Annotated in this window: 10 protein-coding genes; 9 read left to right on the forward strand and 1 reads right to left on the reverse strand. The window is 67.1% G+C overall.

The genetic code is table 11. The features are described 5' to 3' along the window. Window positions 1-311: 311 nt before the first annotated feature. The 9 genes from HZY97_RS00050 to HZY97_RS00090 all read left to right on the forward strand — a co-directional run bounded on the left by HZY97_RS00050 (window position 312) and on the right by HZY97_RS00090 (window position 11685). Window positions 312-3677: a TonB-dependent receptor gene (locus tag HZY97_RS00050; RefSeq protein ID WP_180139025.1), complete on the forward strand. Its 3366-nt coding sequence runs from the start codon at window positions 312-314 to the stop codon at window positions 3675-3677. Between the two features lie 62 nt (window positions 3678-3739). Beyond that, window positions 3740-5302, forward strand: a complete 1563-nt coding sequence (locus HZY97_RS00055; protein WP_180139028.1) for a tryptophan halogenase family protein — start codon at window positions 3740-3742, stop codon at window positions 5300-5302. Continuing rightward, on the forward strand, window positions 5299-6753 hold the full coding sequence (locus tag HZY97_RS00060) for a tryptophan 7-halogenase (protein WP_180139030.1): 1455 nt from the start codon (window positions 5299-5301) through the stop codon (window positions 6751-6753). The genes HZY97_RS00055 and HZY97_RS00060 overlap by 4 nt, the downstream gene beginning before the upstream one ends. Continuing rightward, window positions 6746-7780 (forward strand): cupin-like domain-containing protein, encoded by a 1035-nt coding sequence (locus HZY97_RS00065; protein WP_180139033.1) that lies wholly within the window; start codon window positions 6746-6748, stop codon window positions 7778-7780. The genes HZY97_RS00060 and HZY97_RS00065 overlap by 8 nt, the downstream gene beginning before the upstream one ends. Before the next feature lie 23 nt (window positions 7781-7803). After that, window positions 7804-9819 carry a glycoside hydrolase family 97 protein gene (locus tag HZY97_RS00070; RefSeq protein ID WP_180139035.1) on the forward strand — a complete coding sequence of 672 codons (2016 nt, stop codon included), beginning with the start codon at window positions 7804-7806 and terminating at the stop codon, window positions 9817-9819. Between the two features lie 123 nt (window positions 9820-9942). Next, the gene (gene pgsA / locus HZY97_RS00075; protein WP_180139036.1) at window positions 9943-10497 is read left to right on the forward strand and encodes a CDP-diacylglycerol--glycerol-3-phosphate 3-phosphatidyltransferase; all 555 of its coding nucleotides are present in this window, start codon (window positions 9943-9945) and stop codon (window positions 10495-10497) included. Beyond that, complete coding sequence (moaD, locus tag HZY97_RS00080) at window positions 10497-10748, forward strand: molybdopterin converting factor subunit 1 (RefSeq protein ID WP_180139038.1); 252 nt, start codon at window positions 10497-10499, stop codon at window positions 10746-10748. Before pgsA ends, moaD begins: the two co-directional genes overlap by 1 nt. After that, entirely contained in the window at window positions 10745-11185 is a 441-nt protein-coding gene (locus HZY97_RS00085; protein ID WP_180139040.1) for a molybdenum cofactor biosynthesis protein MoaE, read from the forward strand. Before moaD ends, HZY97_RS00085 begins: the two co-directional genes overlap by 4 nt. Continuing rightward, window positions 11110-11685, forward strand: a complete 576-nt coding sequence (locus HZY97_RS00090; protein ID WP_180139042.1) for a hypothetical protein — start codon at window positions 11110-11112, stop codon at window positions 11683-11685. Before HZY97_RS00085 ends, HZY97_RS00090 begins: the two co-directional genes overlap by 76 nt. A gap of 8 nt (window positions 11686-11693) precedes the next feature. Here the strand turns inward: HZY97_RS00090 and HZY97_RS00095 are convergent, their stop codons facing one another. Continuing rightward, window positions 11694-12599, reverse strand: coding sequence for a hydrogen peroxide-inducible genes activator (locus HZY97_RS00095; RefSeq protein ID WP_180139044.1), 906 nt, complete (start codon window positions 12597-12599; stop codon window positions 11694-11696). Window positions 12600-12606: the final 7 nt, after the last annotated feature.

The raw sequence follows: 12606 nt of genomic DNA on the forward strand, positions 1-12606 counted from the left end.
TCAATTTACGCAAAGTTACGCAAAGTGAGCCGCCCGGTAGGGCCGAGGGCATTCCACGCCTCCGGACGGTCGGCTCGCAACGCACGGCGGCGCCATCGAGCGTGGCCGGCACAAAGGAGGGTGTCTTGGGGGAAGCGCGGCAAAGCCGGCTTGCGATACAGCGCATCAGCGCGCGGCATGGCCGTGCGCGTGTTTCGCGCGATCGCTCTTCCACGCACCAGCAACCGGATTGACGTGACGCCGTGGGGCAGGGGCCCCGCGGCGCCGCGCGTGCAACAGCTCCGCAAAGGGGCGAAACGGAGGGAGGAAACATGAAGCAGATCACCGCACTCAGGGGGAGTGCCTCGCTTGCCGCAATAGTCCTGATGGGCTTTGCCGGCGCGGCGCAGGCGCAGACCGCCCAGGCCCCGGCCAGCGCACCCGAGGCCGCGCAGGAAGACAATGGCGATGCAATCGTCGTCGTCGGCGTCCGCAAGGCACTCGAGACCGCGCAGACGATCAAGCGCGATTCCGACACGGTCGTCGACTCGATCACCGCCACCGACATCGGCGCTTTCCCGGACACGTCGGTTTCGGGCGCGCTCCAGCGCGTGCCGGGCATTACCACTTCGCGCATGCAGTCGACTGACGACTCCACCCACCCCTCGGGCGAGCCCACCGGCGTGCTCATCCGCGGCCTCACCTTCGTCCGCACCGAGTTCAACGGGCGCGACAGCTTCTCGGCCGACAGCTATCGCGGCCTCAACTTCAACGACATCTCGCCCGAGCTGATGTCGGGCGTCGACGCGTACAAGAACCAGACCGCGGAGATGATCGAAGGCGGCCTGGCTGGCACGGTCAATCTGCGCACTCGCCTGCCGTTCGATCAGAAGGGCCTCGTCGTCGCCGGCAATGCCAAGGCGACCTATGGCGATCGCTCGAAGGAGTGGACCGGCGAGTTCTCGGGACTGATCTCCAACACTTGGGAAACCAATATCGGCCGCTTCGGCCTGATGGCGGATTTCGCCCGCAGCCATGTCGTCACGCGCACGGAAAGCGTGATCATGGACAAGATCGACACCTATTGCTCCGCCGGCGCCGTCAACGGCGCGGGCAACGGCATTGTGAACAACGGCGTGGTCGCCTGCAGCGCCAATTCGTTCGGCGGCTCGGGCTGGGCCTATATCCCGGATGGCATCCGCTATTCGCAGGTCGATTACGACCGTACCCGCCGCGGCATCTCGCTGGCCGGCCAGTATGAGAACAATTCCGGCAATTTCCGCCTGACCACCCAGTATAACGACAGCGAGTATCACAACGCCTGGCTCGAGCGGGCCAGCCACGTGATCTTCGACGGCAATTACTATGGCACGCCGGCCTTTAATCCGCGCGCCAGCTCGATCCTCGGCGCCGCGCCGGGCACGCCCGCCTTCGTCTTCGGCTCGGACGGCATGCTGCAGTCGGGAACGCTGACCCAGGGCCATGGCAGCTGGGCGGGCAGCTGGAGCAGCACCGCCGACGCGATCAACACCGGCTCGGCCGTGCCGGGCCTGCCCTTCGTCAACAATTGCGCCGCGCCGTCGGTCTGCTCGACGCTGCAGGACGGCCTCTATTTCCAGAACGAGGCCCGCAACTTCGATCACCGCGAGCGGACCCAGGACCTTTCGGGCAACATCAGCTGGGATCCGACCGAGCGGCTCCACATCAACCTCGATGCGCAGCACATCTGGGCCAACACGACCAATGACGACATCCTCGTCGCGGTCGGCTCGATGGCCAATATGCAGTACAGCGTCGACAGCAAGGGCGTCCCCAAGGTCGCGCTGCTGCCCGGCTCGAACGTCAACTACGCCACCGGCGGCGTCTCCAACCCGCACAATTACTGGCTGCCGTTCATCCAGGCGCACATGGAAGACAATGACGCCAAGGAAACCGCCTTCCGTGGTGACGCCGAATATGACTTTAACGAGGGCAGCTGGCTGGACTCGCTGAAGGTCGGCGTGCGCTATGCCGATCGCAGCCAGACGGTCCGCTACTCGACGTTCAACTGGACGCCGATCTCGGCCTCGTGGAACTGCAACGGCCCGGGCTTCAACATCGATAACACCACGCCCGCCGCTTATCCGGCCTGCGCCGCGGGCCATCCCAACTTCAAGGGCTATGGCGCCGGCCTGTGGGAAACCACCACGCTCGGCAGCAACTTCTTCGACGGCAATGTCTATGACAATCCCGGCCTGGTCTATCTCAGCCGCGATGTGTTGCAGGATCGCGCCCGGCTGGTGCAGGGGCTGAGCGGCCCGACCACCAACTCGCCGATCTCGCCGGGCTGGTCGCCGATCTGCGACCGTCCCGACGCCACGGTCAACGATTGCTACCTCCCGTCCGAGGTGATGCACGTCAAGGAGAAGACCACCGCGGCCTATGCGATGATCCGCTTCGGCGGGGACGGCATGAACCTTGGCAGCGTCAACGTCCGCGGCAATGTCGGCCTGCGTTACGTCCATACCAACATCGCGTCGGACGGCAGCGTCGGCTATCCGCTGACCAGCACCTTCGCCAACTACCAGCCCTGCGGCTCGGCGCTGCCGGTAAACTGGATCGTCAACCCGATGTGCTTCGCCACGCCGCAGGTCACTGCATTCGCCAGCGGCGGCGGCACGCCCAACACCTACAAGACCGGCTATGACAACTGGCTGCCGAGCTTCAACATCCGCTTCGGCTTCAGCGACAAGACCTTCATGCGCTTCGGCTATTCGCGGGCGATGTCGCGGCCGGACTTCGGCCTGCTGCGCAACTTCGTCTCGATCCAGGGCCCGACGCTCGATGGTTCGGCGACCTCGCCGTATCTGGTGCGGAACGGGGCGGGCACGGTCACCGGCTACAACTTCGTGTTCCGCGCGGACTCGGGCTATCCGGCGCTGAAGCCGATCACCGCCGACCAGTTCGACCTCACCTTCGAACATTATTTCGGCCGCAGCAGTTCGTTCACCGCCGATGTCTTTTACAAGAAGCTGAACTCGAGCATCGCGTACGGCGAGTTCTACCGCAGCTTCACCAATAACGGCTCGACCCAGACGGTGCTGATGCGCGGTCCGCGCAATGGCGAGGATGGCGGGTCGCTGAAGGGCGTCGAACTCGCGTTCCAGACCTTCTTCGACTTCCTGCCGGGCGCGCTTAGCGGGCTTGGTACGCAGCTGAACTACACGTTCGTCGACCAGTCGAACATCAGCAACTCGAACCTGGTTACGGTGGGCGGGCTCGACTCGGGCAGCACCGCCGGGTTCGGCGCGGGCCTCGACGTGTCGGGCGGACGCGGCGTGGTGATGGACTCGCACCAGCTGGCCGGCATCTCGAAGCACACGTTCAACGCCGTGCTGCTCTACGAAAAGGGCCCGGTGGGCATGCGTGTCGCCTATAACTGGCGCTCGCGCTTCCTCACCAACAACCTCGACTGCTGCATCGGCCTGCCGGTGTTCCAGAAGGAGGCGGGCTTCCTCGACGGCTCGCTGCGCTTCTCGCTGGCCAAATGGGTCGAGCTCTCGATCGAAGGATCGAACCTGCTCGGCACCACCAGCGTGTTCCAGCAGCAGATCTTCGGCGACACGAGCAAGACGCCCGGCGCCAAGCCCGTTTACCGTGACGCAAACTGGAGCCGCGTCGATCGCCGCTTCCAGTTCGGCGCCCGGTTCAAGTTCTAACTCCCCTCGGCGCCGTCGTTCCTTCATTCCGGCGGCGCCGTTTTTCTCTTCAGGGGGTTGTCATGCAGTCCAGCTCGAACCCATCCGCGACGCCCTTGCGCGTCGTCATCGTCGGCGGTGGCACCGCGGGCTGGATGTGCGCGGCCGGCCTCACGCGGCTGCTCCCCAATACCGACTATGCGCTGACCCTGATCGAGTCCGACGAGATCGGCACGGTCGGCGTCGGCGAGGCCACGCTGCCGCACATTCGCGAGTTCAACGCGATGCTCGGGCTCGACGAGACCGAGTTCATGGCCGCCACCCAGGGCAGCTTCAAGCTGGGCATCGAGTTCGTCGGCTGGGACAAGCCCGGCGGCCGCTATGTCCACCCCTTCGGCACGTTCGGCGAGCGCTGGGGCGGGCTCGACTTCCAGCACCACTGGCTGCGCGCCAAGGCTGCCGGCCAGGCCGTCGGCGACTGGTTCGACTATAGCTTCGCCGTGGCGATGTGCCGCGAAGGCGTGTTCGACCTGCCCAACGAAGACACGCGCTCGATCCGCTCGACCTTCTCCTACGCCTATCATTTCGACGCCGGGCTCTACGCCCAGTTCCTGCGCGGCTGGGCGACCCAGCGCGGCGTGCGGCGCGTCGAGGGCAAGATCGTCGATGTCGCGCGCAATCCCGAGAGCGGGCTGGTCGAAAGCGTCTCGCTCGAATCCGGCACTGCGATCGAGGGCGATCTGTTCATCGACTGCTCGGGTTTCCGCTCGCTGCTGCTCGGGGCAGCGATGGGCGTGGAATGGCAGGACTGGAGCGAATGGCTACCCTGCGACCGCGCAATGGCCGTGCCCTGCGCCAGCGTTTCCGGCATCACGCCCTTCACGCGCTCGACCGCCCAGACCGGCGGCTGGACCTGGCGCATCCCGCTCCAGCACCGAACCGGCAATGGCTATGTCTTCTCGAGCGCCTTTTGCACCGAGGAGCAGGCGCGCGAGACTGTCCTCGGCGCGATCGACGGCGCCCCGCTCGCCGATCCCCGCACGCTGCGCTTCCAGGCCGGCCGCCGCGAGCGCGGCTGGGAAGGCAATGTCGTCGCGATCGGGCTGTCCTCGGGCTTTCTCGAGCCGCTCGAATCGACCAGCATCTTCCTGATCCAGGCCGCGGTGATGGATCTCGCCAACCTGATGCCGCTCCCGGGCGGCGCGCCGGATCCGCGCCTCGCCGCCGAGTTCAACCGGCTCTACGCGATCCATTACGACCGCACCCGCGACTTCCTGGTGCTCCATTACACCGCCAATGCCCGCCACGGCGAACCGCTCTGGGACCATGTGCGCAACATGGCGCTGCCGGACAGCCTCGCCCACAAGATCGAGCTGTTCCGCTCGAGCGGCCGCGCGCCCGACTATACGCTCGGCCTGTTCTCGCGCGACAGCTGGCTGGCGGTGCTGATGGGGCAGGGGATTCTGCCCCAGGCCTATGATCGCCAGGCCGACCGCGCCCCGCTCGACGAAGTCACCGACCGCCTCGCCGATCTCAAGGAACGCATCGCCACCAACGCGGCGGCGCTGCCCGGGCATGCCGAGTTCATCGAGAGCTATTGCTCGGCAACCCGCCGCGGCGCCGACGACCAGGCGGTGTCGGCATGAGCACCCCCTTCACCGTCGTCGTCGCCGGCCGTGACGCCCCGCTCTGGCTTACCGCCGCAGCTTTGGCCCGTGGGCTCGGCCCATCGGGCGTGAAGGTCGAGGCGGTCGAACTGCCCAGCGGCCTCGCCCCGGTCGATGTCTACGCCACCTTCCCGGCGCTCGAGGCGCTGCACAACCAGCTCCGCATCGACGAGGCCGCCTTGCTCCGCGCCACCGGCGCCAGCCTGACGCTCGGCCAGAACTTCACCGACCTTGCCGGCGCGCATCCGGCCTTTCTCCACGCCTATGGCTCCGCCGGCACCCAGATCGGCGGGCGCGACTTCTTTGCGCATTGGGTCAAGGCGCGCGCGTACGGACTCAACGTCCCGCTCGACGATTTCTCGCTCACCGCCGCCGCCGCGCGCCAGGGCCGCCTCATGCTCCCTGACGAGGAGAACGAGATCTACGGCCGCTGCGACTATGGCTATCATCTGCCGGCGATCCCCTATGCCCGCCTGCTGCGCGACGCGGCGATCCGCCACGGCGTGACCGTCCACACTGCCGATCGGGTCACCGCCGAGCGCGAAGGCGAGACGATCGTCGCGCTCGATCTCGGCGAAGGGCGCCGCCTGACTGCCGACCTGTTCGTCGATACCGGTGGCATGCTGCTCGACAGCGCGAACTTCCTCAGCTGGCGCGCGCATTTCCCGGTGGACCGGGTCCTCGCCGCTATCGGCCCCGCTTTCCCCAACGTCCCCGTCTATGCCGAGAACCGCGCCGGCCCAACCGGCTGGACGGCGCTCCATCCCGGCCGCCCGGCGACCTACGTCGTCCACGCCTGGTCGAGCGCCGATGCCGGCGACGAGCAGGCATTGCTCGCTGCGACCGTCGCCAGCAGCCTCCCGCTCACCGGCGCAATGGCCCGCACCGTCGCGCCCGGCCGGCCGGCGCAGCCCTGGACCGGCAATTGCGTCACGCTCGGCGCCAGCTTCGATCCTGTCCACGGCCTCGACCTGCTCGGCCTGCAGATAGGTCTGGTCCAGCTGCTTGCCAGCTTCCCGGCCACCACCAGCTTCGCCGCCGAGCGCGACGAATATAACCGCACCGCCCCGCAGGCGCTCGACCGCATCCGCGATTTCCAGTCCGCGCACTACGCGCTCGCCCGCTACGCAGGACCGTTCTGGGATGCCGCGCGCGAAGCCGGCGTCGCCCCCGATCTCGCCCACGCCATCGCGCTGTTCCGCGCCCGCGCCGAGCTGGTCCCGTTCGAAGAAGAGAATCTCCCGCCGGACAGCTGGCGCGCGCTGTTCCTCGGCCATGGCCTGGAACCCGAAAGCTGGCCGCCGGCGATTGACCGCGTGCCGCCCGACGAAGTGAAGGCACAGTTCCGCCGGATGCTCGGCTTCGTCCGCGAGCAGGTGCTCCGCCAGCCCACGCAGGACGCCTGGCTGGCCGGGCTCGCCCATGGCTGAGCCTCTGCGCCGCACCGATACGCCCGAGCCGAGCCTGCTCGACGCCCTGCCGCGCGTCTCCGCGCGCGCCGCGCCGCCGCCCGCTGATCTCGCCGGCCTGATCGCCGCCGGCGTGCCCGTCGTCCTCAAGGGCCTGTTCGAGCATTGGCCCGCGCTCGCCGCCGGCCGGGCAGGGGAACTTCCCACCTATCTCAAGGGCATGGATCGCGGCGCACCGGTGCCGGTGATGGAAGCGCCCGCGCGCACCCAGGGCAAGTTCGGCTATGGCGCGGACCTGCGCGAGTTCAACTTCACTCGCCGCAGCGCCCGCCTCAGCGACGCGCTCGACCGCATCCTGCGCCTCGCCGGCGAAGAAAACGCGCCGTATGTCGCCGTCCAGATGCTGCCGCTCGCAGCGCAGATGCCCGATTTCGTCGCGCAGAACCCGATGCCGCTGCTGCCTGCCGAGGTCGCCCCGCGCCTCTGGGTCGGCGGCCCGGTCCATACGCGCACGCATAACGACCGCGACCATAACCTCGCCTGCGTCCTCGCCGGGCGCCGCCGCTTCCTGCTGTTCCCGCCCGATCAGGTCGCGAACCTCTATGTCGGCCCGCTCGACAATCCGCCACCGCTGTCGCTGGTCGATCCCGAGGCGCCCGACCTGAGCCGCTTCCCGCGCTTCGCCGATGCGCTGGCCACGGCGCGCATTGCCTTTCTCGATCCCGGCGATGCGCTCTTCATCCCGCGCAGCTGGTGGCATCACGTCAGCTCGCTCGGGCCGTTCAACGCGATGGTCAATTATTGGTGGGGCGACGATGCGATCGGCGTCGAGCAACCCAACGACGTCTTCCTCGCCGCTTTGCTCGCCTACAAGCAACTGCCGCCGCACGAGCGCGCGTACTGGCGCGCGATGTTCGAAACCCATGTCTTCGCCGAGGACGGCGCGGCGCATATCCCGCCGTCGCAGCGCGGCGCGCTGGGCGACCTGCGCGCGACCGAGCGCGCTGCGCTGCGCCAGCGCCTGCGCGCCGCATTCCTCAAGCCATGATCTCCCCACAGGAAAGAAACCGGATGACTGTTCGTACCCTCGTTACGCTCCTCGCACTCGCGCTTCCCGGCACCGCCCTTGCGGGGGAATGCGCCCAGTCGCCGGGCAAGGTGCTCGAAGTCTGCGTGTCGGTCGAAGGCGGGCAGGCGCGCTACGAAGTGAAGCGCGGCGATCAGGTGGTGATCGCACCCTCCAATCTTGGCCTCAGCTTCGCCGGGGAACCCCAGGCGCGCTACACCGCGATCACCGACGTTCGCCGTTCTGCCTCGGACACCAGCTGGGAGCAGCCCTGGGGCGAGCAGCGCCTGATCCGCGACAACCACAACGAGCTCACGGTCACGGTCGCCGGCGACACCGCGCTCAACAAGGCGATGCAGGTCACCTTCCGCATCTTCGATGACGGCGTGGGCTTCCGCTATACCTATGCCGGCGTCCCCGCGGGCCAGCAGGTCGGCGTCACGGCCGACCGCACGCAGTTCAGGACCAAGGGCACCTATCAGGCCTGGTGGTATCAGGGCCTCGGCCAGGAGCGCGACGAGTATCTCTACACCCAGACCGATGCGCGCCGGATCACGCTCGCGGAAACGCCGCTGACGCTCAAGGGCGACAACGGCCTCTATCTCTCCTTCCACGAAGCGGCTTTGGTCGATTTTCCGAGCATGCTGCTCCAGGGCGACGGCGCGGGCAGCCTCACTGCCTGGCTGATGCCGTGGCCCGACGGCGTCGGCGCGAAGAAGACCGGCCCGTTCTCCACCCCGTGGCGCACCGTGCTGATCGGCACCACGCCCGGCGCGCTGGCGGACAGCCGGATCGAGCTCAACCTCAACGAGCCGAGCAGGCTCCCCGACATCCAGAGCTGGTTCAAGCCCGGCAAATATGTCGGCGTGTGGTGGGAGATGCACCTCAACAAGACCACTTGGGGCGGCGGCCCGACCCACGGCGCCAACAATGCCAATGTGAAGCGCTACATCGATTTCGCCGCGAAATATGGGTTCGACGGCGTGCTCGTCGAAGGCTGGAACCAGGGCTGGGATGGCGAGTGGATCGAGAATGGCGACAAGTTCAGCTTCACCAAATCCTATCCCGATTTCGACCTGCCGATGCTCTCGGCCTATGCCAAGTCGAAGGGCGTCCACTTGATCGGACATCACGAGACCGCCGGCGCGGTGGTCAATTACGAGAACCAGCTCGACGACGCGCTCGATCTTTACGCGAAGGTCGGCGTGCCGGCAGTGAAGACCGGCTATGTCCGCCACTCAGGCGACATCCTCGATCGCGAGGGCGGCAAGGAGTGGTTCGCCGGCCAGTTCATGGTCCAGCATCATTTGAAGGTCATCGAGGCGGCAGCCAAGCGCCACATCACGATGGATACGCATGAGCCGGTCAAGGACACGGGCCTGCGCCGCACCTGGCCCAATTGGGTGAGCCGCGAAGGCGCGCGCGGGCAGGAGTTCAACGCCTGGGGCCGCCCGACCAACCCGCCCGAGCACCTCACGATCATCCCCTTCACCCGCCTGCTCGGCGGGCCGATGGACTTCACGCCCGGCATCTTCGACCTCGAGCATGGCAAGACGCTGCTCAGCGAGCGCAACCAGTCGACGCTCGCCGCGCAGCTCGCCGAATATGTCGTGCTCTATTCGCCGATCCACATGGCGGCCGACTTGCCCGAGAATTACGAGAAGCATCTCGACGCCTTCCAGTTCATCCTCGACGTGCCGACCGACTGGGAGACGACCAGGACGCTGGCCTCGGAGATCGGCGACTATGTCGTGGTCGCCCGCCAGCCGCGTGGCGGCGGCGACTGGTATCTCGGCGCAATCACCGACGAGATGGCGCGCAAGCTGCCGGTGAAGCTCGACTTCCTCGCGCCCGGCAAGCGCTACGAAGCGCAGATCTACCGCGACAGCGCCGATGCCGATTACGTCAAGAACCCGGTCGCCTACACGATCGATAAGCGCGTGGTGACCAGTGCCGACGCACTCACCCTCGATCTGGCGCCGGGCGGCGGCCAGGCGATCCGTTTCAAGCTGTTGAAGTAGCTACTCTTTCTCGTCATCCCCGCGCAGGCGGGGATCCAGAGTGACGGGCGGTCCGTTTCTGGCTCTGGATCCCCGCCTGCGCGGGGATGACGGAAGGATATTTGCAGTGATAAAGCTCGGGTCATGCTGACGCTGCCCAACATCCTCACCCTCTCCCGCATCATCACCGTGCCGCTGCTCGCGGCGTTCCTCTGGTGGCCGGAATGGCGGCTGGGCTACGGCATCGCTTTCGCGATCTACTGCCTGATGGGCATCACCGACTATTTCGACGGCTATCTCGCCCGTGCGCAGGGCACCGTGTCGAAGCTCGGCGTGTTCCTCGATCCGATCGCCGACAAGATTATGATCGCCGCGGTGCTGCTGATCCTCGCCGGGCGTCACGTCATCACCGACCTGCATTTGATCCCCGCGCTGGTGATCCTGGTGCGCGAGATCGCGGTGTCGGGCCTGCGCGAGTTCCTTGGCGGTATCCAGGTCTCGCTTCCCGTCTCGCGCCTCGCCAAGTGGAAGACGACGCTCCAGCTGATCGCGCTGGGCGGACTGATCCTCGCCGGCGCGCTCCCCGATTTCCTCTGGCTCTGGCAGGCGGCATTGCTCGCCTTCTGGATCGCCGCTGCGCTCACGCTGATCACCGGCTGGGACTATCTCCGCGTCGGCCTGCGCCACATGGATACTTGATGGACCTGCTCTACTTCGCCTGGGTCCGTGAGGCTGTCGGGACAGGGCAGGAGCGCGTCGACCCGCCCGAAGCGGTCACTACTGTCGCCGAGCTGATCGACTGGCTGGCACAGCAAAGCCCCGGTCACGCCGCCGCCTTTGCCGAGCCTGCGAAGCTGCGCGCCGCGATCGACCAGCGTTTCGTTTCGCTCGACACGCCCCTGGGCGCCGCAAAGGAAGTCGCGCTCTTCCCCCCGGTGACCGGCGGATGATTCGCGTCTCGATCGACTCCGCGCCGATCGAGCTCGCCGTGGAACTGTCGGCACTCGAGGAACGCGGCGCCGGCGGGGTGGCGAGCTTCACCGGCGTGGTCCGCGGCGGCGACGGCATCACCGCGCTCGAGTTGGAGCATTATCCCGGCATGACCGAGGATGCGCTGTGCACGCTCGCCGAGGCGGCGATGGACCGCTGGAACCTGCTCGGCGTGACGATCCTTCACCGCATCGGCCGGATGGAAGTTGGCGAGCGCATCGTCTTCATCGGCACCGCCGCCGCGCACCGCCGCGAGGCGCTCGACGCGTGTGCGTACCTGATCGACCGGCTCAAGACCGACGCGCCCTTCTGGAAGCGCGAATGGCGGGGGCAGGAAACCAGCTGGGTCGAGCCTCGCGCAAGCGATGCGCAAGCCGCGACGCGCTGGGAAAGCTGAGAAGGGCGATGATGAGCAGACACGCACCCCTTGCTCGATCGTCGGGCGCCTGCCTGGCTGCCGTCCTGCTTCTCGGGGCCGCGGCCGGCTGCACCGGGATCGGTCCGCACCCCTCGCAAGAAGAGCTGAAGCGCGCCTGCGACGCCCTGCCGTCGATTTATGCGCGCCGCGCCGATCTGAAGGGCATTCTCCGCCCCGACGAAAAGGAATTCCGCATCCTGCACGGCGAGGCGTTCACCGTGCAAAGGAAGCTTCCGCAGCGTGTGGGCCACGCGCTGGTCGAGCGCGTGTCCGACAAGACCAAGGTCGGCCGCTGGGAATATGACCGGCAGATCGATCGCTACTATTTCTACGATCCCGATAGCGACAGGCACGCCAAGAATCCGCCATCGACGAATATCGGCAACACCGAGAATCTGTTCTTCCACTATCGGAGCATCAGCGCGAGGCTCGCCATATCCTGCTGGGAATATTTCCCGGTGCGGGTGATCGTGGAATAGGCGGCCGTTCAGGGCCGCGCCTCCGCCAGCACATCCGCCAGCAGCCGGAAGTCCCGCTCCCGGGGCGAAGCCTTGCGCCACACCAAAGCGATCCGCCGCAGTGCATTTTCCGCATCCAGCGGCCGCGCAGTGACCTGGGTGTGGTCAAGGATCCCCGCATCCACCGCCATCTCGGGCAGCATCGTCACGCCCAGCCCGTTATCGACCATCTGCACCATCGTGTGCAGCGAGGTGCCCATCATCGTCGCCTCGGCGCGCAGCTCGGGCCGGTTGCAGGCGGCCAGCGCATGTTCCTTCAGGCAATGCCCGTCCTCGAGCATCAGCAGCCGTGTCTCGTCGATCTCCGCCGGACGGATCGAGGCGGTGGGGTCCATCTCGCCCTCCCGGAACGCGACGAACAGCCGGTCGTCGAACAGCGCCGCCGTCTCGACATCGCCGCAGGCATAAGGAAGGGCGAGCAGCACGCAGTCGGTCCGGCCATGGTGGAGCCCCTCGCACGCCTGGCTGCTGGTCTCCTCGCGCAGATAGAGCTTCAGGTCGGGATAGTCGCGGCGCAGCTTGGGCAGGATGCGCGGCAGCAGGAAGGGCGCGATCGTCGGGATCACGCTCATCCGCATCTCGCCCGAAAGCGGCCGCCCGGCGGCACGCGCCAGGTCGCCCAGCTCATCCGCCTCGCGCAGCACGCGCCGCGCCTTGTCGACGATGCGCTCGCCCAACGGCGTGAAGCGCACCACCCGCCGTGTCCGCTCGACCAGCACCACGCCGATCAGCGTCTCCAGCTCGCGAATGCCCGCCGACAGCGTCGACTGCGTGACATAGCAGCTCTCCGCCGCCCGGCCGAAATGGCCATGGTCCTTGAGCGCCGCGAGATATTGGAGCTGCTTGAGCGTCGGGAGATAGGTGGTCTGCGCCATTGATCGC

This window comes from Sphingomonas sp. R-74633 (assembly GCF_013416555.1).
Lineage (GTDB): Bacteria > Pseudomonadota > Alphaproteobacteria > Sphingomonadales > Sphingomonadaceae > Sphingomonas.

Coding starts and splice junctions, on each gene's coding strand:
- HZY97_RS00050 (WP_180139025.1), top strand. CDS start 312: ATGAAGCAGATCACCGCACTCAGGGGGAGTGCCTCGCTTGCCGCAATA.
- HZY97_RS00055 (WP_180139028.1), top strand. CDS start 3,740: ATGCAGTCCAGCTCGAACCCATCCGCGACGCCCTTGCGCGTCGTCATC.
- HZY97_RS00060 (WP_180139030.1), top strand. CDS start 5,299: ATGAGCACCCCCTTCACCGTCGTCGTCGCCGGCCGTGACGCCCCGCTC.
- HZY97_RS00065 (WP_180139033.1), top strand. CDS start 6,746: ATGGCTGAGCCTCTGCGCCGCACCGATACGCCCGAGCCGAGCCTGCTC.
- HZY97_RS00070 (WP_180139035.1), top strand. CDS start 7,804: ATGACTGTTCGTACCCTCGTTACGCTCCTCGCACTCGCGCTTCCCGGC.
- pgsA (WP_180139036.1), top strand. CDS start 9,943: ATGCTGACGCTGCCCAACATCCTCACCCTCTCCCGCATCATCACCGTG.
- moaD (WP_180139038.1), top strand. CDS start 10,497: ATGGACCTGCTCTACTTCGCCTGGGTCCGTGAGGCTGTCGGGACAGGG.
- HZY97_RS00085 (WP_180139040.1), top strand. CDS start 10,745: ATGATTCGCGTCTCGATCGACTCCGCGCCGATCGAGCTCGCCGTGGAA.
- HZY97_RS00090 (WP_180139042.1), top strand. CDS start 11,110: ATGGCGGGGGCAGGAAACCAGCTGGGTCGAGCCTCGCGCAAGCGATGC.
- HZY97_RS00095 (WP_180139044.1), bottom strand. CDS start 12,599: ATGGCGCAGACCACCTATCTCCCGACGCTCAAGCAGCTCCAATATCTC.